The organism is Lysobacter spongiicola DSM 21749, assembly GCF_900167055.1.
GTDB lineage: Bacteria > Pseudomonadota > Gammaproteobacteria > Xanthomonadales > Xanthomonadaceae > Novilysobacter > Novilysobacter spongiicola.
The window spans coordinates 286,495-308,439 of sequence record NZ_FUXP01000001.1 but is presented as its reverse complement, the minus strand read 5'-3'; the positions used below and the strand labels follow the sequence as shown (position 1 = coordinate 308,439).

At 65.7% G+C, this 21,945-nt stretch carries 16 protein-coding genes and 2 pseudogenes; 5 read left to right on the top strand and 13 right to left on the bottom strand.

What is annotated here, in order from left to right:
* Positions 1-4: 4 nt before the first annotated feature.
* Together treS and B5D37_RS01500 are read right to left on the bottom strand one after the other, a co-directional pair.
* Positions 5-3,333 (bottom strand): annotated as a pseudogene (gene treS, locus B5D37_RS01505) (maltose alpha-D-glucosyltransferase).
* On the bottom strand, positions 3,330-6,545 hold the full coding sequence (locus tag B5D37_RS01500; RefSeq protein WP_078756928.1) for an alpha-1,4-glucan--maltose-1-phosphate maltosyltransferase: 3,216 nt from the start codon (positions 6,543-6,545) through the stop codon (positions 3,330-3,332). The pseudogene treS and the gene B5D37_RS01500 overlap by 4 nt, the downstream one beginning before the upstream one ends.
* 280 nt (positions 6,546-6,825) lie before the next feature.
* Between B5D37_RS01500 and B5D37_RS01495 the strand changes: the two are divergent.
* From B5D37_RS01495 to B5D37_RS01485, 3 genes and pseudogenes are all read left to right on the top strand, one after another.
* Positions 6,826-7,563, top strand: a pseudogene (locus B5D37_RS01495) (efflux RND transporter permease subunit); the annotation flags it as partial.
* A 10-nt stretch (positions 7,564-7,573) separates the two neighbouring features.
* A complete protein-coding gene (locus tag B5D37_RS15005; RefSeq protein WP_234987675.1) occupies positions 7,574-8,035 on the top strand; it encodes a copper-binding protein in 462 nt (153 codons plus the stop codon).
* Positions 8,036-8,858: 823 nt separating this feature from the next.
* Positions 8,859-9,425: a DUF305 domain-containing protein gene (locus B5D37_RS01485; protein WP_078756926.1), complete on the top strand. Its 567-nt coding sequence runs from the start codon at positions 8,859-8,861 to the stop codon at positions 9,423-9,425.
* 275 nt (positions 9,426-9,700) lie between these two features.
* Here B5D37_RS01485 and B5D37_RS01480 read toward each other — a convergent pair whose 3' ends face one another.
* The gene (locus B5D37_RS01480) at positions 9,701-9,937 is read right to left on the bottom strand and encodes a hypothetical protein (protein ID WP_143814078.1); all 237 of its coding nucleotides are present in this window, start codon (positions 9,935-9,937) and stop codon (positions 9,701-9,703) included.
* 416 nt (positions 9,938-10,353) lie between these two features.
* Between B5D37_RS01480 and B5D37_RS01475 the strand changes: the two genes are divergently transcribed.
* Together B5D37_RS01475 and B5D37_RS01470 are read left to right on the top strand one after the other, a co-directional pair.
* The gene (locus B5D37_RS01475) at positions 10,354-11,250 is read left to right on the top strand and encodes a manganese catalase family protein (RefSeq protein ID WP_078756924.1); all 897 of its coding nucleotides are present in this window, start codon (positions 10,354-10,356) and stop codon (positions 11,248-11,250) included.
* 138 nt (positions 11,251-11,388) lie between these two features.
* The gene (locus B5D37_RS01470; RefSeq protein WP_159447320.1) at positions 11,389-12,477 is read left to right on the top strand and encodes a potassium channel family protein; all 1,089 of its coding nucleotides are present in this window, start codon (positions 11,389-11,391) and stop codon (positions 12,475-12,477) included.
* A gap of 553 nt (positions 12,478-13,030) precedes the next feature.
* Here B5D37_RS01470 and B5D37_RS01465 read toward each other — a convergent pair.
* The 10 genes from B5D37_RS01465 to B5D37_RS01420 all read right to left on the bottom strand — a co-directional run bounded on the left by B5D37_RS01465 (position 13,031) and on the right by B5D37_RS01420 (position 21,845).
* Complete coding sequence (locus tag B5D37_RS01465; RefSeq protein ID WP_200809170.1) at positions 13,031-13,795, bottom strand: glutaredoxin family protein; 765 nt, start codon at positions 13,793-13,795, stop codon at positions 13,031-13,033.
* 259 nt (positions 13,796-14,054) lie between these two features.
* Positions 14,055-14,510 carry a four-helix bundle copper-binding protein gene (locus B5D37_RS01460; protein WP_234987674.1) on the bottom strand — a complete coding sequence of 152 codons (456 nt, stop codon included), beginning with the start codon at positions 14,508-14,510 and terminating at the stop codon, positions 14,055-14,057.
* A 485-nt stretch (positions 14,511-14,995) separates the two neighbouring features.
* A complete protein-coding gene (locus B5D37_RS01455) occupies positions 14,996-15,403 on the bottom strand; it encodes a heavy metal-responsive transcriptional regulator (protein ID WP_078756920.1) in 408 nt (135 codons plus the stop codon).
* Between the two features lie 274 nt (positions 15,404-15,677).
* Complete coding sequence (locus tag B5D37_RS15000) at positions 15,678-16,007, bottom strand: DUF411 domain-containing protein (protein WP_234987673.1); 330 nt, start codon at positions 16,005-16,007, stop codon at positions 15,678-15,680.
* 248 nt (positions 16,008-16,255) lie between these two features.
* Entirely contained in the window at positions 16,256-16,759 is a 504-nt protein-coding gene (locus B5D37_RS01445) for a YybH family protein (RefSeq protein ID WP_078756918.1), read from the bottom strand.
* Between the two features lie 18 nt (positions 16,760-16,777).
* Positions 16,778-17,518: a c-type cytochrome gene (locus B5D37_RS01440; protein WP_078756917.1), complete on the bottom strand. Its 741-nt coding sequence runs from the start codon at positions 17,516-17,518 to the stop codon at positions 16,778-16,780.
* 12 nt (positions 17,519-17,530) lie between these two features.
* Positions 17,531-18,439 (bottom strand): copper resistance protein B, encoded by a 909-nt coding sequence (locus B5D37_RS01435; RefSeq protein ID WP_234987672.1) that lies wholly within the window; start codon positions 18,437-18,439, stop codon positions 17,531-17,533.
* Between the two features lie 623 nt (positions 18,440-19,062).
* Positions 19,063-20,946, bottom strand: a complete 1,884-nt coding sequence (locus tag B5D37_RS01430) for a copper resistance system multicopper oxidase (RefSeq protein ID WP_078756916.1) — start codon at positions 20,944-20,946, stop codon at positions 19,063-19,065.
* A gap of 83 nt (positions 20,947-21,029) precedes the next feature.
* Positions 21,030-21,485: a CopL family metal-binding regulatory protein gene (locus B5D37_RS01425; protein WP_078756915.1), complete on the bottom strand. Its 456-nt coding sequence runs from the start codon at positions 21,483-21,485 to the stop codon at positions 21,030-21,032.
* Positions 21,486-21,596: 111 nt separating this feature from the next.
* A complete protein-coding gene (locus B5D37_RS01420) occupies positions 21,597-21,845 on the bottom strand; it encodes a heavy-metal-associated domain-containing protein (protein WP_078756914.1) in 249 nt (82 codons plus the stop codon).
* Positions 21,846-21,945 lie beyond the last annotated feature (100 nt).

Below are 21,945 nucleotides of genomic sequence, written 5' to 3'. Positions count from 1 at the left end.
GCCTTCATGAAGGGTCCTCCGTCGGCGGTGGGTCGATCAGTTTCTCCAACAGCGTGGCCAGGCCCTGGACCGGCACTCCGATCCAGGCGGGGCGGTTGGCCGCCTCGTAGACGATTTCGTAAGCCGCCTTTTCGATGAGGAACAACGTCGTCAGCGGCTCGATGGCGTCGGCGCCTGCCCACGGTGTTGGCGCGGTCGCGACGACATCCCTGTAAGCGGTCAGGAAGCACTCCGATGCCCGGGTCCTGAACCCTGCAAGGAACCCGTCCAGGTGCTCGTCCGACAGCGGCGCCACGCCGTCCTCCCCCCGTGCGAGCACGGCGGCGGCATAGTCGAAGGAGCGGGCCAGCCCGGCAACGTCGCGCAGCGGACTGGCCTTGGCGCGTCGCTCATCAAGCGAGCGCGCCGGTTCGCCTTCGAAATCGATGAAATGCACATCCTCCTGCACCACCAGGATCTGGCCCAGGTGCAGGTCGCCGTGCACCCGCGATCGCAGCGAGCCTTTGCCGGCCTTCGCCAGGCGCGCCAGCACGGGGTCCAGTGCCTGTCGGCAATTACGAACGCGCTCCACGTCGGCGGCGGCCGGGTCGTCGGCTGGCACGGACTCGAGCGAAGAAAAGGCGCGGTCGAGCCACTCCCTGACCCCGTCCACCCAGCGCTCCGTGTCCTGCTCCCCCGCGACTTCTGGCGCGAAGGCGGGGTCGTCCGTCGGCGTCACCAGCGCCTGGTGCAGTTCGCCGAGGCGCCGGCCGAGGCGTGCGGCGAAACCGTCGTAGGCGCCGAGCAACTCGTCGCGGCGCTCGTCATCCTCGGCGAGCACGCGGTAATCGTCGAAGGTGCGATGCAGGTGGTCCAGGGTCCAGTGCCATGCGTTGCCCTGGTTCTGCAGGAAGCCCTGCAGAACCATCAAGGTGGTCGGCGTGCCGGCCTGATCGACATGCACCACCTCCCCGAGCATCGGAGCCACGTTCGGATAGTCCAGCTTGGTGAGGTACCTGCCCAGCTCGGTCTCCGGATTGATGCCCGGCGACACGTGCCGGACCAGTTTGAGCACAGCGCGGTCGCCGATCACCAGCAGGCTGTTGGATTGCTCCGCGGCAAGCCAACGGATGGGTTCGTGGCCGTCGACGTCGACCGTGGTCAGCCGGTCGGTGGGTTCGAACCGAATTTCTCCGCTGCCGGTGTCGCTTTGCGCGGTGATCGGGAAAGTCGCCTGGCTGCGCATGGCCGAGAGCACATGGGCCGACAGCTCCGGCACGGCAAAGCCGTCGGTCAGGAAGCCCACGTGGCGCCCGCGACGGACCCGGCTCAACGCCAACTGCTGGGCTAGGGCGGGTTGGTCCGGCGCTTCCCAGACAATGCCCAGTGGCAGGAAGTAGCGCTCCCTGGCCCCTCCCGCGAATCCGACTTCCACCTCGCCCAGCAACAGGTCGCCGTCACCGTCCGGCAGAACCGACGTGTAGGCGACGCGGACGGATTCGATGGCCTTGTCCTTCGACGCGAACCAGCGACGATGCCCGAGGTAGAGCGGCAGCACGTCGCGCTCGATGGTATCGCGGTAGCGCTCCAGCCAGCCGTCCTTCCCGAGGGATTCGCGCAGCACCAGCGTCTCGTATTCCGGCATGGGCTGCGGCTGCTCGACGTGCCAGTCGGGCATGTGCGCCTCGTTGACGATCTGGAAGGAATAGAACCCGTAGGGCGGCAGGGTCAGCAGGTACGGCAGTTGTCCGATCGGCGGGAAGGCGGTGCCGCCGAATATCTCCACGGGCACCTTGCCGTCGAACATCGGCAACTCCAGCTCGACCGCCTGGGACGTACGGGCGAGGTTGGCGACGCACAGCAGCACCTCGTCGCCGTGCTGGCGGAGGTACGCCAGGATCCGGCGGTTGCGTGGATACAGGAACACCAGGTCGCCACGGCCGAACGCGCGGTAGCGGTTGCGCACCTCGAGCATGCGCCGGGTCCAGTTCAACAGCGAATGCGGATCGTGCTGCTGGGATTCCACGTTGACGGTCTGGAAGCCGTACATCGGGTCCATCAACGGAGGCAGCACCAGCCGCGCCGGGTCGCTGCGCGAGAACCCGCCGTTGCGGTCGATCGACCACTGCATCGGCGTGCGGACGCCATCCCTGTCGCCCAGGTGGATGTTGTCGCCCATGCCGATCTCGTCGCCGTAGTACAGCACCGGCGTGCCGGGCATGCTCAACAACAGCGACGTCATCAGCTCGATGCGGCGGCGGTCGCGCTGGAGCAGCGGTGCCAGGCGGCGGCGGATGCCGAGGTTGATGCGGGCGCGCCGGTCGGCGGCATAGGTCTGCCACAGGTAGTCGCGTTCGCTGTCGGTCACCATCTCGAGCGTGAGCTCGTCGTGGTTGCGCAGGAAGATCGCCCACTGGCAGTTGTCGGGGATCGGGGGTGTCTGCCGCAGGATGTCGCTGATGGGGAAGCGGTCCTCGCGCGCGATCGCCATGTACATGCGCGGCATCAGCGGGAAGTGGAAGGCCATGTGGCATTCGTCGCCGTCGCCGAAGTACTGCTGGGTGTCCTCGGGCCACATGTTGGCCTCGGCCAGCAGCAGGCGGTCGGGGTAGTGCGCGTCGACCTCGGCGCGGATGCGCTTGAGGATGGCGTGGGTCTCGGGCAGGTTCTCGTTGCTGGTGCCCTCGCGCTCGATGAGGTATGGCACGGCGTCCAGGCGCAGGCCATCCACCCCCAGATCCAGCCAGAACCGCATCACGCCGAGCACCGCGTCGAGCACTTCAGGGTTGTCGAAGTTCAGGTCCGGCTGGTGCGAGTAGAAGCGATGCCAGTAGTACTGCCCGGCCTCCGGGTCCCACGTCCAGTTCGATTTCTCGGTATCGCAGAAGATGATGCGCGTCCCGGCCAGGGCCTGGTCGGTGTCGGACCAGACGTAGTAGTTGCGCTCGGGGGAACCGGGCTCGGACCGGCGGGCGCGCTGGAACCACTCGTGCTGGTCGGAGGTGTGGTTGATCACCAGCTCCGTGATCACCCGCAGGCCGCGGCGGTGGGCTTCATCGATGAAGGCGCGGACGTCCTCCATGGTGCCGAAGTCGGGGTGCACCGCGGCGTACTCGGCGATGTCGTAGCCGTCATCGCGGCGAGGGGAGGGGTAGAACGGCAGCAGCCAGAGCGTGTTGGCGCCCAGGTCGGCAATGTAGTCCAGCTTGCTGATGAGGCCCGGAAATCCCCGATGCCGTCGTCGTTGGAATCGAAGAACGACTTGACGTGCAGCTGGTAGATCACCGCGTCCTTGAACCAGGTCGGGTCGTGTGGCTGTGCGTCCCCGCCGGTGCTCGCCATCTGATGTTTCATCCGAGTTCCTCGCCGTGGGGGCCGACCCGCCAGATCGCGAACGGCAGCTCGCCGGGGTCCAGTCGCAGGTGCTGCATCTTTCCGTGCCATGTGGTCCGGGTGCCGTGCCACAGGTCCTCCACCTGCAGGGCCCCGTGGTCGGGCAATCCCCACTCCCACAGCGGCAGCTCGAAGTCGGCTTCATGGGTGGCGTACGGGTCGAGGTTGATGGCCACCAGCACCATGTCCCCGCGCTCGCCAGCCCGCTTGCCGAAATAGAGGATGTTGTCGCTGAAGGCGTTGTAGAACCGGACGCCCAGGTGCGTCTGCAGCGCCGGATTCAGGCGGCGCAGCAGGTTGAGGCGGGTGATCTCGGCAACGATGTTTCCCGGCCGTTGCCAGTCCCAGTCGCGCAACTGGTACTTCTCCGAATCCAGGTATTCCTCCTTGCCCGGGAGGAGGGGAGTGGCTTCGCAGAGCTCGAACCCGCTGTACATGCCCCACAGCCCCGACAGCGTCGTTGCCAGTGCCGCGCGGATCAGGTGCCCGGCGCGACCCGAGTGGTGGAGGAACGTCGGGTTGATGTCCGGCGTGTTGACGAAGAAGTGCGGGCGGAAGTAGTCCCTCACCTCGCTGTCGGCCAGTTCGGTGAGGTATGCGGCAAGCTCATGCTTGTCGTTGCGCCAAGTGAAGTACGTGTACGACTGCGAGAAGCCGACCTTCGCCAGCCGATACATCAACTTCGGGCGCGTGAAGGCCTCTGACAGGAACACCACGTCCGGGTTGCGGCCGCGGATCTCGCCGATCAGCCATTCCCAGAACGGGAACGGTTTGGTGTGCGGGTTGTCGACCCGGAACAGGCGGACGCCTTCATTGACCCAGAACGCGACCACGTCTCGCAGCGCGATCCAGAGGTGGGGAATGGCACCGTCGGCGTAGAAGTCGACGTTGACGATGTCTTCGTAGCGCTTGGGTGGATTCTCCGCGTAACGGATGGTGCCGTCGGCGCGCCATGCGAACCAGTCCGGATGCTCGCGTAGCCACGGGTGGTCGGGCGAACACTGGATGGCGAAGTCCAGCGCGAGCTCCATGCCTTGTCCTGCCGCGGCCGCCACCAGTCGCCGGAAGTCGTCCAGCGTGCCCAGTTCGGGATGGATGGCATCGTGGCCGCCTTCCTTTGCGCCGATGGCGTAGGGGCTGCCGGGCTCGCCGGGCACGGCCGTCACCGAGTTGTTGCGACCCTTCCGGTTGGTTCGGCCGATCGGGTGGATCGGCGGCATGTAGAGCACGTCGAAACCCATTTCGCGAATGGCAGGCAGGCGGGCGATGACGTCGTTGAAGGTGCCGTGGGGCTGCTCGCCGCTGGGGGCGGTACGAGCCTGGGAGCGGGGAAACAATTCGTACCAGCTGCTGAAGCCAGCCGCCGTGCGCTCGGAATCGACCTGGAGCGGGGTGGGGTGGCGGATCAGGAATGGCCGGGGACCCGATCGCGCCATCGCTTGCGCCGTGTCGGGCGCGACCAGCAACGCAGACCGCTCGTTGTCGTCCCCGGCTTCTTCAAGCTTCTTCGACAAGGCCGCCAGCTCCGCGTCCCCGCTTTCGGTGGCCGCCCTGTCGACCAGCTGGCACACTTCGTCGACGTCCAGCGTCGACAGCTTGCCTGCGGCCTGGCGTTTCTCGAGGTCTGCACGGGCGGTGGCGAATTCGTCGCGCCACGCTTCGATCGTGAACTCGTGGCGGCCGACGCGCGCGAGTGTGAACTCCCCGCACCAGCGGTCGTTGCCCAGGTGCCGCATCGGGGATGAGTTCCAAGTGCGGCTTCCAATTGGGCGCCACAGTACGGCGGCGGCCAACCGGTCGTGGCCATCGCACAGGATGTCCGCTTGCACCGCTACGCGCTCCCCAACGATCCGCTTGACCGGGAAGCGGCCCGCATCCACCACGGGCGCCACCGATTCGATGGCAATGCGTTCCGACGTGGCCGCTTGCTCGGCCGTCATTCTGGACTCCGGGAGCGTGACCATCGCCGGCTGCGTGGCCCGCCAGGTGCGTACCTGGCCCGGTTCCAGCGTGATCGTCGCCCCATCGGCCGTAGCATCAAAGGGCTCGCCGGCCTCGGGGTGGAGCGGCTCCAGGCAAGTGAACCCGCCGGCATGGTGCAACCAGTCTCGGACGGCGACGGTCATCACGTGGTGGTCGTCGGGATTGACCGCGACCAGCGTCGACTCCGGTGCCTGCCCGTCCTGATCGATGGCGTCTGCCAGCAGGGTCAGCACCGGTGTGCCACCGCCAGCCGTCAGCGGGCGCAGACCCTTGCGCGGCGTCTCAGCACGTTCGGCAATGGCGCGGTTGGCCTGCTGTATGGCGTCGTCCATTGCGGAATGGGCGTGTTCGTCCAGCACAACGAACAACCCGTCCGCGGTCGCTGCGGCGAAGTCCAGCTTCCGCGAGCGTCCGAGACGGGACGGGGGAGGGGGTGAGTAGGGCGCGTCGGCCGCGGCGACCACGGCCGGGAACGACCTCAGACGGTCGTCCTCCTCCAGATACCAGTGGCCGTGGAAGTCCCACCAGGCCAGCGACGAGAACGCGCCCTGGAAGCCGCATTCTGAAAGCCCAGCGAGATCGGAGGCTGGAATGCCCGGTGTCCAGGCCCAGAAGCGGGCGCCGCCGGCATGCTCGATCATCTGCGTCCAGCTGGATGCGGGAACGTTCTGCGGCCACAGGCACCGAAAGCCCGCGACGCCGGCCTCGTGCCACCGCCGGAGCAGATCTCCCCACCAGCGTACGAGTTCATCGGATACGGATGCATCGTCGAACCGGGCGACCGCCACTTCAGCACGCTTGGCGGGTCGGCGCGGATCCGGAGGAGTGCCTTCAGTGGCACGCCGGGGACGGAACCGGTTCGGCTTCGACGCCACGACTGGTGCGTGTCCCGACAGCTGGTCGACCCGGAGATCGATCACCAGATCAAGGCTGCGCTCCCGCGCCATGCCCGCCAGCGCCGCCAGCCCTTTAGTGCCGTCGCCAGGCCAATCGAATACGTCGGCGAGCCGGTCAGGGTCGGCCAAGCGGGCCTGCTGCCAGTCTTCGGCGTCCACGAACGGCGAAGGCAGCGCCACGGACGTGAAGCCGAGCGCTGCGCAGCGATCAAGGATGTTGGAAAAGCTCTGGATGGAACCAAGCAGGCTTGGCTGGACAAAGCCGGCGCGGATGGCGTTGCGTGCACGTTCCATGGTGCTCCCGTTCGGCGAGATGGTTCTTGTAGCTGCCGACAGGGAGTTCAGCGGGTGGGCATTGCCTTGATGCTCCACGTCAGCAGTGTGGTGACGTGCAGTGGACTACAGCCGGCGTTAACGGCGCGCATCGCGGAGGTGTGGAGGGGACTCTCGCTCCATCTAGGACTTCGCATAATGCATATTATGTAAACAGCGACATGACCATCACCGCCGCGTGCGCTGTCGGTATCCCGCTTAGGGTGTCGGCTGATCCCTTACCTTGTCGCCACCCGTAACCATGGCCGGCCCGCCGATGCTCAAGAGTGAAAACGGCCGACTGGCGGGCTATGTCTTCGTCGACGTCGCCGATCGCGACCTGGGTTCGGTGGTCACCGATCTGCAGGCCGCGATGGCCGAGCAGCTCAAATTGCCGCCCGGCTACAGCCTGGAATGGTCCGGGCAGTACGAGTATCTCGCGCGCGCGACCGAGCGACTCAAGTGGGTCGTTCCGGCGGCGCTGGCGATTATCTTTCTGCTGATCTACCTCGTGTTCCGGGACGCCGCCGAGGCCTCGATCATCATGCTCAGCCTGCCGCTCGCGCTCGTCGGCGGTCTATGGCTGATCTGGATCCTCGGCCATGCGATATCGGTTGCCACGCTGATCGGGTTTATCGCGCTGGCCGGCGTGGCCGCCGAGTTCGGCGTGATCATGCTGCTCTACCTGCGCCAAGCCTGGCACGAGCGCCTCAAGCGGAACCCGAGCGCCGACGCCGACGATCTCGACGATGCGATCCGCGAAGGCGCGGTGCTGCGTGTGAGGCCGAAGGCCATGACAGTGGCTGTGATCCTGGCCGGCTTGTTCCCACTATTCATCGGCGATGGCCCGGGGTCGGAAGTCATGCAACGCATTGCCGCGCCGATGCTCGGCGGCATGGTCACCGCTCCGCTCCTTTCCATGCTGATCATCCCGGCGGCTTATCGACTGCTGTGCCGCCGCCGGATTGCCCGCAGCCGTTCCACCCCCGTAACCACCTGAGGAAACACACATGAAAATGCTGATTGCTCCCCTGCTCTCGATCGCGTTCCTGGCTGGCTGTTCCGAGGAAGCCGGCACCGCTGAAACCGCCGTTGCACCGACGGACACCGCAGCCTCCGCCGAGGCCGCGACTCCGGTTGCCGCCGAGCCTGCCGCACCGATGGCAGGCGCTGACGCGCAGTCGATGGACATGTCTGAAGCCGACCATCAGGCGATGGGCATGGAGACCACGGGCGACGCCGCTGGCACCATGGCAACCGCGACGGGTACGGTCGAGTCGGTCGATCCGGCCACCAACAGGATTGTCATCGCGCACGGCCCGGTCGACGCCCTGAAGTGGCCGGCCATGACCATGGGCTTCGTCGCGACCCCGGAACAGATCCAGGCGGTGCAGGCCGGCCAGAAGGTCAACTTCGAGTTTCGCTCGGCGGGCGCGAACAACACGATCACGAACATCACTCCGGCTCAGTAAGCCGCACCGGCGCACCGGGGTCCAGAAGGGCTCCGGTGCACCAGGACCGCGCACGGTCGCCCTGACTGAAGCCGTCGTCCTATAAGTTGCCACAGCACACCGAGGCAGCGCCTCCATCGCGAGCAAAGGCTAAGCGGCTCTCCAGCGATCGTCGCTCCGAGACGATCCGCTTTGCCCGACCCACGGCAATCGTAGGGCTGGGATCTCTTCACTACGCGGGATAACCGAACTCGATGGCTTCGCCGTGCGCTGGAGTCGACTCCAACGGCGATTCCACCGACGCTGAAAGGCGCGCGATCTGTCGCGCACGGCGCAGCATATTCGTTGGGGACCAGGCCGCTGCAGCTGAAGCGCCGCGGACACGGCGTGTTTCTACACCACTCCTCAGGGCAGCGCCGACGGGTTTCGCACCACCGCGGTCGCGGCCGGGGCGAACTGCCTTAAAGAAAAAAGGTTGGACTGGTAGTCCAGACAGTTTCCATTCGGCGCTCACGAGTGGTGTGGCTCACTGCCAATGCGATACGCCTTTGGGTCCAACAGTCGACTTGATAGCTGAGACAGGGACGCGGAGCCTTTATGAGCAGGCGTGCAAACGCGCAGTACTCGCGCTCCCAGCAACGACCGGCAATCAATGCGCGGCGGGATGGGCAGCAGGCATGCTTCGCGCAATCGCTGCTCTGAGCGGCTGCGACACCGCTGACATGTCCCCGCACGTGCGATTTCAGCGAACGCTGCGCCGAGACAGTCGTCCGCGTGCACCCGATAGAACGCACTTTCCAAAGATTGATTTAACTACCGCTATTAACGCAGCAGGAGGTGACCGATGAAGAAGCACGCAGGAGGTGGCGAAATGGGCCACATGGGATGGGGAAAGTTCGCGGCAATGATCGCAACGTCCTCGTTCATCATGTTCTTCCTGATGTACCAGCTCATCTATAGCGTGGACCACGCCACCTTCAGCATCAACCGACTTGTGGCTTCGCTGGTCATGGGATCGGTGATGACGCTCGTCATGCTGGGCTTTATGTGGTCGATGTATGAGGGCATGGGGAAAAAGGTCGTCGTACTGAGCCTGGCGGCGCTGGCAGGAATCATCCTGTTGTTCGTCAACCGCAGCCAAAGCCTGATCGGCGACACCGCCTTCATGAAGTCGATGATTCCGCACCATTCAATCGCGATCAACAACGCTCGAAAAGCAGACATCAGCGACCCGCGTGTTCGCAAGCTTGCCGACCAAATCATTGAGTCGCAGGTTCGGGAGATTCTGGAGATGAAGCTCCTGCTCAGCGACATCGAACAGAACGGAGAACGCGGCAACGCGGTTTTACCTGCGCGCCCCGCCGAGGTAACCCCGGAAATGGCAGCCAAGGCCCGCGAAGTGGTGCGATAGACCTTGCTCTTGCGCCGCTTGCTTCAACAAGGAGCGGTGGCTGGGCGCCACGCTGGCCAAGGCGAGCGTGGTGGTGCCGCACAGGCACATGCCTTACGACCAGGCCTGGCCGGCGACTGCCAATGGGGCGATGGACGCGATTAACAGCACTGCCGCATGGGCAGTGCTGTCTCTCAGTCCTGATAGGCTGCAACCCGGGCTAAGTGCGTCGTGGCGCGGGTTACGACGAGCCCTGTGGCGGTCGAACGCCTCACCGAGCGACAGGCGACGCTTGTTCAGCCTTCATCGTCATAAGTACTCATCAGGTTCGATAAGTACTCATCAGGTTCGCCGAATTTCTCCGGATCCGGACGGCCGATCATGCGCTCCTCACCGGGAAGGTACGGGTTGCGAATGCTCTCGTCGCCCAGCGGCGCATAGCCTCCACGCGGAAACTGACGCGAGTCCTGATCTTCGACCGGCAAAACTGTTTTTCCATTCGGCGGCTTTGGTGTACTGCGTCGGTTGCTCATCGCACGCTCCCATCAAGTGACGTACCTGCCTCATCGTTACAAGCAACGTCCCAGATAAGTCTTATCGAGACAACAAACAGTCCTCGAGGCGTTGCTCCGACGGCTGCTGGACTGATCAAGCGGCCCATCCGAGCCGCCCAATGCGCCCAAAATGCCCTGCTCCAGTGAATCCCCTGGCGATGCAATGAGGTTACGGAGCACTTCGTTGAGTGCGCAAGCACCTGCTTACCAGTTCGACACGCGCGAGGGTCTTTGAAGTACTGGCATGCCCGCCTATTTCGCCTGTGCCTAACGGGCAATCAGGCAATGTTGGCATTGCAGCGGAAGGCCGTTGCCGCGCAGCCGTTGGGCCGATCAAGGACCGTTATCGCGCAGGGAGTACTGGCTGCCGATCATCCACGCTCAAGGAGCCCCGTATGTTTTCGCATAACCAGAGACTGCAGTACTCAGTTCACGTGCATGAGCCAAACCCCGCCCTGGCGAACCTGATGCTCGAGCAGTTCGGCGGGCCGCAAGGCGAGCTTGCCGCAGCGATGCGCTACTTCACCCAGGCGCTAGCGGAAGACGACCCTGGCCGGCGCGACATGCTTTTCGACATTGCGACCGAGGAGCTCAGCCATCTCGAGGTCATCGGGACCATCGTGGCGATGCTCAACAAGGGCGCGAAGGGCGAACTCGCTGAAGCAGTCGACTCGGAAGCCGAGCTCTTTCGAAAGCTGCAGGGCGCAGGCAACGACTCGCATGTTACGCAAGTGCTGTTTGGTGGAGGGCCCTCTCTCATTAACTCGGGCGGACAGCTGTGGACCGCAGGGTACGTCGACAGCATTGGCGAGCCCACGGCAGACCTGCGCTCAAACATTGCCGCCGAAGCTCGCGCGAAGATCGTTTATGAGCGACTGATCAACCTCACGGATGATCCTGGCGTCAAGGATGCGTTGACGTTCCTGATGACGCGCGAGATTGCACATCAGAAGTCGTTTGAAAAAGCGCTCTACTCGATCGAGCCGAATTTCCCGCCCGGCAAGCTGGCTGGCCGCCCCGCGTTCGCCGACATGTACGTCAATACGTCGCAGGGCGCCGGCGACATGCGAGGGCCGTGGAACAACGACGCCGACTTCAATGTCGTGTCCGATCACGAAAAGCACATGGGAATTGACGGCGGCGATGGACTGATGTCGGTCAAGCTGTCCTCCGACCAGAAAAAGATCGTGGACCAGATGACGGCCCGCTTGAAGTCGAACCTGGACGTCAACCCGACGACTGGAGCCGAGCTCGGCAAGGCCGGCGGTGGTGACCAGCTCAATCGCCACTGAGCCGGATGTTTGATGCAAAGCAGGCAAGCAGGGAAGCTTGCCTGAATCCGTTGGAACGCATCGACGATGCGGCAAGTGGACACAGCCAGGCTGGCTGGGCACCAGCCGCCTGAACGTGAGAACAGGAGCGAACGGGGCATGCCAGAAGGCGTCATGGAAATTTTGGGGGGCGCCCTGGTAGTGCTCGCGCTCGTCGATGTATTTCTTACAGTCCTCTATAGCCGCGCCGGCGTCGGGCTGCTGACGCCTCGGCTGTACCGCGGCACCTGGGCGCTGTTCAAGGCGGTTGGCGGGGTCGCGGGGCGGCACAAGGACGCAGTTCTTTCGTTCTCCGGCCCCGCGATGATGCTGCTCACCGTCGGCATGTGGTTCCTGCTGCTCCTACTCGGATTCTCGCTGATCGTCTGGCCGGCTCTCGGCGTGTCAGTGACGAAGAGCAGCGGTGCGACGCCGACGGACTGGTGGACTGCGGTCTACTACACGGGATACTCGCTCACGACGCTCGGCACGGGCGACCTCGTTCCGAATTCCGCCTTTTACCGCCTTCTGATGGTTGCGAAGGCACTGGTCGGATTTTCGATCATCACGTTGACCCTGACCTACTTCATGTCCGTCTACTCGGCGCTGGTGCGCCGCAATACCCTGGCGCAGGTGTTGCACCACCTCTCCGGTGGAACAGGCGGCGCGGTCCAGCTGCTCGTGCGCGTCCACACCAGTGGCTGGCTGAAAGGGGGGCAAGGCGGCTTCATGGATGTCGGAATGCAGACGTTGGACCTTCTCGAGTCGCACCATTCCTACCCGGTGCTGCACTACTTCCGCATGCGCGACCCGCGCTACTCGATGGCACGGATTGCGCTTCTCGTGCTGGAACCTTTGACGCTGGCACGCAGCGCATTGGCTGAGCCGCCGGGCAAGCTCATGTCGCGCGCAGAGATCAGCATGCTGTGGGGTAGCGGAACCGACCTGCTCGGACAGACGGGGCGCTCGCTGCTGGGCGCGCAAGCGCTCGGGCAGGATGACCCGGTCAAACGCTCACGATTTCCCGACGCGTTCCAGCGGCTGCGCGAGGCGGGGCTTGAGGTGGCTGACGACCCGGGCAAGGCAGAAGAGTCCTACCACTGCCTTCGGGGGCAGTGGGTTGGGGCTGCCTACGCATTTGCGGAGATGATGGCCCATCCGTGGGACGAGATAGAACCGCCGAAGGCAGAGCGATCCGGCGGACGATAGTCCGTCCGGAGCGACCGCAACGAACGGTTCAGCTGTTGCGAAGGCCAGGTGCACTCTCCAGCCCTCTGCACGAGCCTCGCTCCTCCCGAAGAACGGTGGCGGCTGTGCGAACAGCCTCGGGTCACCGACGCTCCTGCTTCCGCCCTACCCGTCCCCTGTCGGGATATCGTCTTCAGGTCCCAGCATCGGCTCTGCATACCGTGCACGGCCGCTTGCTGTACCGGCGGTTCCGTCGTCGGGAAGCTCCTCCAGCCCATCCCCTACTTCATCCCCCGACGCGGCCGAGATCCCGGAAGGCTTGGCTTCGGTTTGCGTCTGCCCCGCTTCTCGTGGAGCGGTCGCTGATTGCCCTGGCCGAGTGCGGCTGGGGCCGTCGTGCACGTGCTCGGTGCTCATAGGTGCCTCCCGCCGGCAGGCCGTGCGGCGCGTGGGTGCGAAAACATCGAGGTCTCCGTTCTGGACGAATTGAACGATTCCCTGTCCCCGCGAAGCGTGAAGCCGGCCGTTTCCCACCCCGGCCGAGCAGGCAGGGCTTTCCTCCTGGCAGGACTGATCAGTGGACGCCTTGCAGGGCAGCCCCGCCAGCCAGCATCCACAGCGCCATCCCGACCATTAAAAGATTCTCGCTCAGGGACACAAAGCCGAGCGGGACATTCGTGTCGCCCCCGACGCATGCGCATTTGAGTTCGCGTTTGTCGACGTAAACCGCTTTGATGACCGAGACCGCCCCGATCGTTCCGATGAACAGCGCGACGGGAATCGACACCACGTGCAGTGCACCTGCCGCCATGAGTACGCCAGCGAGCAGCTCCGCCCACGGATAGACGTAGGCGTACGGGACCCAGTGCTTGGCGAGCAGGTCGTAGTTGAGGAACATCGAAGAAAAGCTCTCAACGTCGCGCAGCTTCAGCATTGCCAGCAGACACATGGCGAACGCGATGAACCACTGGATCGATGCGGCGCCAAGCATCGGCTGCCCGCTGGCATAAGCCACGGCCAATGCCATAAGCGCCGAAACCCCGAACACCGCGGCGACGGGGCGGTACGTCGTGGCCTTCGGATCCCGTGTGCGCAGCCCGAGCCAACGGCGCAAGTCCGTGTACCCGCCGATCCTCTCGCCGTCCACAAAGGCCTGAGGTGTCGTGGCCACATTGTGCTCGGCCTTGAATGCGTCGACTTCCTCCCGGCTGGTCAACCAGCGATCCTCGACCTGGAAGCCTTTCCGGCGCAACAGCGCCACGGCTTTGAGACCATAAGGGCACACGTGATTGGGCATGACCATGCGATGGACCGTGGCCGTCTTGCGACGTTGTTCCATGAGTCACCTCGTGCGTATCGCCGCGGGAGATGCGGTGTGGAGATATCGAATCGCCTAAGCGCTAGACCTGGAATACATCGGAGCGCCCCCGGCCGTCAGATGGCGGGTACGACGCCTGCACGAGGGCGGCCATCGAGCCGAGCACGCGCTGATGACGAGCCCGGCGGGCGCGTACGCGGGCTGGCTCAGGGCAAGCAAGGCGCTCCGCGCCGACAGCGCTTCGGGCGGCCCCGCCGCAACGGGGCCGCACGGTTGGGTTTTACATGGACGCCATCTGGGCGCAGCTTTCGGCGCAACGGCGGCATGCCTCCGCGCAGCGGCGCATCGCCTCGTCATCGCCCATCCGCTCGCAGGCCTCGGCGCACTGGCGGCAGATCTCGGCGCATGCGCCGCAGGTCACCTTGTGTCCTTCGATGCCGCGAAGCATGGCGTTGGCGCTGACGGTGCAGATATCCGCACAGGTTTGCAGCAGGCCGATGTGTTCCGGAGATGCATGCTGCCCGCCTTTGGTGAGGCAGTGCTTGACCGTTTCGACACAGACCACTGCGCACTTGATGCAGTTGTCGATGCACTCGTTCATGTTGTGATCTGACATGGATACTTTCCGTTGTTGGCGGGCGTAAATCGGCGCGCCCGAGTCACCGCACTGCGACAACCCAGCTTCTTCGCAACCGGTTAACCGCGCCTGCGCTTGGTCCATCAGCCAAAACAGCACTCACTCCGCGCCGCAGAACTTCCGCGGGCCGGTCACCCGGCGCTTGCAGCATGCGGCGCGACACGGCGACGCAGATCCGCAAACTGCCATGGCGCGAGCGCTGATCAGTCGAACCCGAGGCACGGACTGCCACGCAGCAAACCGTTGGTGGATTGCATGGGTTGCTCGCCCGATCCTTGCAGCGCGCCTGTTGGGCCGCGGTGAGCAGAGTTTGGAGCGTGCTCAAGGCTTTGCGGCATTGGGGCACCGCTTGCCGTCGCAGTGGCGCCACGCGCAGCCATCTCGTCGCGTGAGTCGGCGCGATGGCGGTGTCGTGAGGCCGGGTGCGCGCGCAGCGTCACGAGATGGATGATTCCCGTCGATCCACCCGCAGCCGGCGTGCGCGTCGCACGGAGTCGGCGCCGTTTTACGGATCCAACCGCCCGCCTCCGGGGAGCGACGCGTTCGCCTGATCCGCGGGGCACACAGCGCATTGAGAACGTCGATTATTCGCGTGGCTTTCGCCAGTCCAGCAGCGCAGCGCGGATCGGGCACCCCGTTACCGGTCCGGCCCCAGGGCATGCATCGACCAGCTCACCCAACCCGTCGCGAATGCGTGCGAGCGCCGAAAGTCGTATCTCGATTTCCTCGAGCTTCGACTTGGCAGCGGCCTTGATCGCCGCCATGTCGCCTTGCGCATTGTCCGAAAGCGCGAGGAGTTCGCGGATCTCCGACAACGTAAACCCCATGGCCTTGCCGCGAAGCACGAAGTTCAGCCGCGCGATGTCGTCCGCGTGGAAATCGCGATATCCGGATTTGCGCCGTGCCGGCGGCGGCAGCAGTCCGTTGCGCTCGTAGTAGCGTATGGTATCGATCGGCACCCCTACACGGCGCGCCACCTCGCCGATCTTCATGGCCGCCCACCCGCCAGCTGAAGCATTTCACCGTATGGGGGATGAGCTGACGTGCGGCTCGATCGAGATGACCCGCCCCTGCAGCTCGGCAAACAGGCCATCGCCCGCTTGCTTACGCGTGCAACGTTCGAGCCGACGCGCCTGCCCGACGCACGTTGCCCGATGAAGATGACGCCGCTGGCTGCGTACTCTCGCAAGCGCCGTGCATCCGGCGCCGGGTTTGCGCTGGTCATAGTCAATGTCCCTTCGAATTCGACATGGCGGAGCTCTCGCTCTACGGCTGGCCGTGTTCTCCGTGCACGGCGAACGGGTGCGTTTCGCCTTGCGCGTCCACACGCTCGACCGTGTACCGCTCGACTCGACCGTCAGGCATTTCCATCCCGGGCGAGCCGATCGGCATGCCCGGCAGGACCAGGCCCTTCGCGTCGCCGCCTTCGGCAAGCAGCCGCTTGATGTCCTCGGCTGGCACGTGGCCCTCGACGAAATAGGGTCCTACTTCAGCCGTGTGACACGAGCCCTTCCCAAATGGCACGCCGAGGCGCTGCTTGATCGGCTCCACCTCGTCGGTCTCATTGACCTCGACGGTGAAGCCGTTCTCGCGCATGTGCTCGACCCATGCGGCGCAGCAGCCGCACGTCGGACTCTTGTGGACCAGCACGGTTGGAAGCGCAGTCCGGGCAACCGGGAGCGCGCCAGGGGTCGGGCTAGATGGCGCGATCGCCTCGGTCGTCGCCACGGCAGCGGGCGCTGGCTGCCCTGAGGCCACGCCCTGCAACGCTGCATCCGGCGCTTGGGCGCAGCCACCCAAGCCAACTACGGCAAACGCTGCAAGCAGCCACCTGGCCGGGCGCCTCATGACTTGGCCGCCTTCTTCGGACGCGACGACCAGTGGATGTGCACGATCTGCCAGTTGCCGTCCTGCTTCTGGAGCAGCATGGTCTCGGTGCTCAGCAGCGTCTTCGCCTGGCTGCCCTCGCCCGTCTTGATCTCGCTTTCGCTGCCGACGAACGCAACGTCGCCACGCACCCAACCCTGGCGGCGCACGGGCGTCACGGTCGCCTTCCCCAGGAAGGCTGCATCGGAGATCGCGTGGTGCCCGAGGTATTCCTCGCGGCTGCGCTCGGCGCCACCGCTTTCCAGGATCAGTACGTTCTCGTCCAGCAAGGTTCCGACCGTGGCCATGTCGCCGGACTTCAGCGCTGTCCCGAAGCGTTCGACGACGGCAGTCGCCTCTGCGAGTGCGGGATCCGCCGCGGGTGCGGCTGCAGCCGGCGCCGCCTGGGCTTTTTCATGGGCTAGCGCAGGCGCGGCCGAAAGCGTCATTGCAATGGCGACGGAAATCATCAGGTTCTTCATGGCATTCCCTTTGGGTGATCAGTGTTCGTGAGCCGGGGCGCCCGGCGGATCGACGTGAGCAGGTGCATCCACGTGCGGCGGCGTGCCCGGTGCGTGGTCGTGGCCAGTGGTGGCTTTGGCCGGCGTTGCGTGATGAGGTGCCATCCCCGGTGGATCAGGATGGTGGGACGCGGCACCCGACTCCGGCGGGCTAGAACCGTGGTCGTGCGGGGTCGTCTCGCCTCCACCGTGGGAATGGCCGTCGCTTTTCCCAATTAGCGCCTGGTAGCCCGCCGCGTCGAGCTCGGGCAGGCGTTGCAGGAAAGCGGCCATGTTCCAGATGTACTCATCGTCCATGCTCTCGCCCCAGGCCGGCATGCCCGTCGCCTTGATGCCGTGCTTGATCACCCAAAACGCTTCGTCGGCATCGACCGCCTCCTTGGTCAGATTCGGGGGCGCCGGGTACAACCCCCGGCTGATCTCGGTCGGCTGCATGCCGGGCGCAAGATGGCATTGGGTACACATGGCGGCGTAGTTACCCGCGCCCTGGACAATGCGCGCCTCGCTCATCAGATCTTTCGGGACCTCCAGGGTGCGCGCCCGCGCGCGGACAGAGGCCTGCCGCACCTGCTCGAGCAACGCAGTGGTGGCCGGGTAATGCGGCTCGTCCGCCGCGACGTTGTAGATACCTGTGCGCACGAATGCGTACGCGCCGAGCGAAAGCAGCAGCACGAGTGCGAGCAAAATCCAGATCCAGGACTTCCGGTGATGGGTTCGCATGGCCTGCCCCCCTTAAAACCAGAACCGGACGCCCGCCACCAGGCGCGTGTCACGCACCGGCTCGCCGTGTTCGCGACGCAGGTCGGCTGTGCCGCCGAACGCACGCTCGAACTCGACGCCCAGGTACGGCGCGAAGCGACGCGTGATCTCGTAGCGAAGCCGCGCCCCTGCCTCCACCGTGCTCAGGCCCGAACCGATGCCCCGCTCCGGGTCGTCCTTGCCGTGCAGGCTGGCTTCGGCCTGCCACTGCAGGATCAGCCGGTTGGTGATCAGCGTGTCGTACTCGGCCTCGACGGTTGCGGCGGTGCGGCCGCCCGTGCCCACGTAGGCCGTGGCCTCGACCTCGAACTTGTAGGGCGCAAGGCCCTGAACGCCGAACGCGGCGTAGGTGCGTGACGGCCCTTCGCCGAAGTCCTGGCGAACACCGGCCACGACGTCCCACCAGGGATCGACGGCGCGCCCGTAGAGCACCTCGAGGTCGCCCGATTCGATCTCGCCGTCGCTGGCTTCGCCCTCGGTGCGCAGCCACACGCGGTTGATGTCCGTTCCAATCCACGCCACGCCTTCCCACGCAAGACTGCCTTCCTCGGTGTCCTGCCATTCGAGGCGGTCGGCCAGCCAGTAGGAATGGATCGCCGTATCGTGGGTCTCGTGGCCTACGTGCATCGGCGGGACCGCGGCAAGCAAGTCGGCTTCGGTGATCTCGGGAATCGGCGTGCGCGGCTCGGCATCGGCCGGCAGGTCGCCGTTCGGGGCATGGCCCATCGCGGCGTGATCGACGGGCTGACCGGGGCCATGCCCCATCGCGCCATGGTCCATTCCCTCGTGCCCGGTCGCAGCAGGCGTGCCCGGCGTGGCGGGCGTCGGCGCGTCGTGGCCCATCGCCGAGTGGTCCACTGTGTCCGATGCGCCGTGGTCCATGCCGGCGTGGTCGGAACCGCTTCTGGGCTGGGCGGCAGGAGCGGCTTGCGGCGACTGTGGACCGTGCCCCATGGCTGCATGGTCCACGGCCTGCGCTGCCCCTGCGGGCGCGGCAACAGGCTTTTTGGATGGTGCCGGCTTTGCGGCCGGTGTGGCATGGGCGCCGTGCCCCATCGCGGCGTGATCGACGCCGGTCGCCGCAGGTCTCGTTGCCGACGCCGGCGGCTTCGCGGGTTTCGCAGCCGCTGGCGCAGGAGCGGCCTGTGTCCCATGGCCCATTGCCGCGTGGTCAACCGGCTGGGCCGCCTGCGCCTTTGATGCCGGCTTGCGTACCGGCGCGGGCTTGGCCGCAGGCTTGGTGGGCGTACGGGCGGGGGGCGGTGGAGCGCCGTGCCCCATCGCGGCATGGTCGACGACCGCGGCTGGCTTCGCCGCAGGCGACGGTTTCGCCGGCACCGGCTTGGCGGCCGGCTTTTTGGGGACGGGCTTTTTCTCAGCCTTCGCCGGGGGCGGCATGACGTGACCTTCGTGCCCGGCATGCTGCGCCTGAGCAGCAGGCGCCAGCGCAAGTGCGATCGCCACCGCGATCAACCGCGCGGCGAGGGGCGTGGACGAATATCTGCTCATGCCGCCACCTCCACTTCGCGCATCATCCCCGACTCCATGTGGTAGAGCAGATGGCAGTGATACGCCCAGCGTCCGAGCGCATCGGCACGCACGCGATAGCTGCGCTTCGTCCCGGGCGGCATGTCGATCGTGTGCTTGCGCACCAGGAAGTTGCCATCGGCATCCTCCAGGTCGCTCCACATGCCGTGCAGGTGGATCGGGTGCGACATCATCGTGTCGTTGACCAGCGTGATCCGCAGGCGCTCGCCGTAGTTGAAGCGCAGCGGCTCGGAGCTGGAGAACTTGATGCCGTTGAATGACCAGGCGAACTTCTCCATGTGCCCGGTCAGGTGCAGCTCCACGGTGCGGCCCGGCGCACGGCCGTCGGGGTCGGCAAACAGGCTGCGCAGGTCGCCGTACGTCAGCACGCGCCGGTTGTTGTGACGCAGCCCGATTCCCGGATCGTCGAGCTTGGGCTCGGGCGACATCGACTGCATGTCGACCAGCGGATTGCCTCGCTCGCTTGCCGGGTGGTGCTGCATGGCCCCTTCCACGGCCGGGTGATGCATGCCCCCCGCCGCTGCGTGCGCATGGGGAGTCGCCGGACCGGGGTTGGCCTGCATCACGTGTCCCGCGTGCTCGGACTTCACGTTGGATGCGGCGCCCAACGCGGGTACCGCATGCGTTGCGCCGCCGGCCGGGCCATGTCCCATCGCGCCGTGGCCCATGTCGCCATGGCCCATGTCCTCCATCGTGAGGATCGGCCGCTCGTCGAGCGGCGGAATGGGCGCCCGCAGGCCCGCGCGGACCGCCAGCGTGCCGCTTACGAAGCCGGTGCGCCCGTTGTCCTGGGCGAAGATCGTGTAAGCATCCTGCCCGTCGGGCTCGACGATGACGTCATAGGTTTCGGCCGTCGGGATCCGAAGCTCATCGACGGTCACGGGATGCACGTACAGCCCGTCGACCGCGACCACGGTCATCTTGAGGCCCGGGATGCGCACGTCGAAGTACGTCATCGCCGAGCCGTTGACCAGCCGCAGCCGGATCTTCTCGCCGCGCTTGAACAGCCCCGTCCAGTTGCCCAGCGCGGTCGTGCCGTTCATGAGGTAGGTGTAGGTGCGGCCGTTGACGTCCGACAGGTCGGTCGGCTCCATGCGCATGCGGCCCCACATCAGCCGGTTCTCGACGGTGTCCTTGAGCCCGTACCGGTCGACGTCCTCGACAAAGTCGCCGACCGTGCGCTTGTAGAGGTTGTCGTAGTCCGACATCTTCTTGAGCCGCGAGAACAGCGCACGCGGGTCGAGGTCCGTCCAATCACTGAGCAGCACGACGTAGTCGCGCTGGTAGTTGAACGGTGGCGGCTCGATCGGATCGACGATGATCGCGCCGTAGACGCCGGCCTGCTCCTGGAACGCCGAATGGCTGTGGTACCAGTAGGTGCCTGCCTGATTGACGTCGAATCGATAGTGGTAGGTCTCGCCGCGCTCGATGCCGTTGAAGCTGACTCCAGGCACCCCGTCCATGTTGGCCGGCAGGATGATGCCGTGCCAATGCAGCGACGTCTGGTGGCCGTGGATCGAGTTCGGCGGCAACGCGTTGCTGACCCGCAGGTTCACCGTGGTCCCTTCCTTCCAGCGCAGGATCGGCGCGGGAATGGTCCCGTTGACGGTGATGCCGGGGCGCGTACGGCCAGTGAAATTGACCGGGGTTTCGCCGATGACGAGGTCGAACTGGGTGCCGGCGAGCACGTGACTGTTGCCCACGGCACGGCCTTGCGCGAGCAGGCCCTGGGGCAGGCCCAGTGCAGTTACAGCACCACCAAAGGCCAGGCCCTGGACAAAGCGACGCCGGGTCGGCATCGCGACGCCCCCCTCATTGGGAGGCACGAGAAGAGATGACATGGAACACTCCGATAAAAGGCGAGGCAGCCCACAGGGCTGGAGGCGCACAGGCGCCGCTCGCGCGCACAAGGGCGCGCCTTCGCCTAGCCGATCGGAGGTCGGATGAGATGAGGCAGGCGCGGCGGCAGATGCCGCGGGTTGGCACGCGCCACGACCGACGCATGCGAGGCCGTCACACCGGACACGCCGGCCGGGACCGATGCCATGGGCGCATGCTGGGCACACACGCACTGGCAGCTTTTGCCTTCACAGCAATCGGTGGCCTGATCGCCGACGTCACCTGGACTGTCGTGTCCGCCATGGTGATCCGGCAGCGCCTTTGGCGATGCCGCTTCGGTCATGCCCGGCTCATGGCATGCCGGCTGGCTCTCGCCGGCCGCCGCGACCACGGCCGCAGCAGCGGCGACAGGTGCCGCCGCATGCTCGGCATGCTCGGCGTGAACCAACTGCATGCGCGTCGCTGCCTGCGCCAAGCCCGCGCCATTGGCGATCAGGCTCACGCTCAGCACGATGCGCAGCAGAAGTGACAGGAGGTTCACCTGGGTACTCTAACGCGAAGTTGGCCGTGCAGTGTTCAACGTCGATGAACTCTGGACCCCGCTCCGGGGTCGCGCAGCCGGGCCCGCCCACGCACGGCGAGCCCGTGGTTTTCAGCCTCGGCAGCCACAGCAGCTGCCGCCTGGACCGCCGCCGCGTTCGGCGTCGGCCGCCTGGACGTCCACCACTTTGTAACCCTCGTCCTCGATCGCTCGACGTACGGCCGCGACATCGGTTGTGCCCTCGACCGTGACAGTTCCGCGGGTCAGGTCCACCTGTGCACGGCCGCCAAGCGCGTCCACGGCACGGCTGATCGCCGCCACGCAGTGCCCGCACGTCATGCCCTGTACTGTCAGATTCATCTCAAGCTCCAAAAGCGCCGACCCACGCCGGCCTGGACACCGTCAGGCTTGCCACGGTGGCAAGGTCAAGGCGGCTCAACGCTCCGCCGGCGATCAGTTC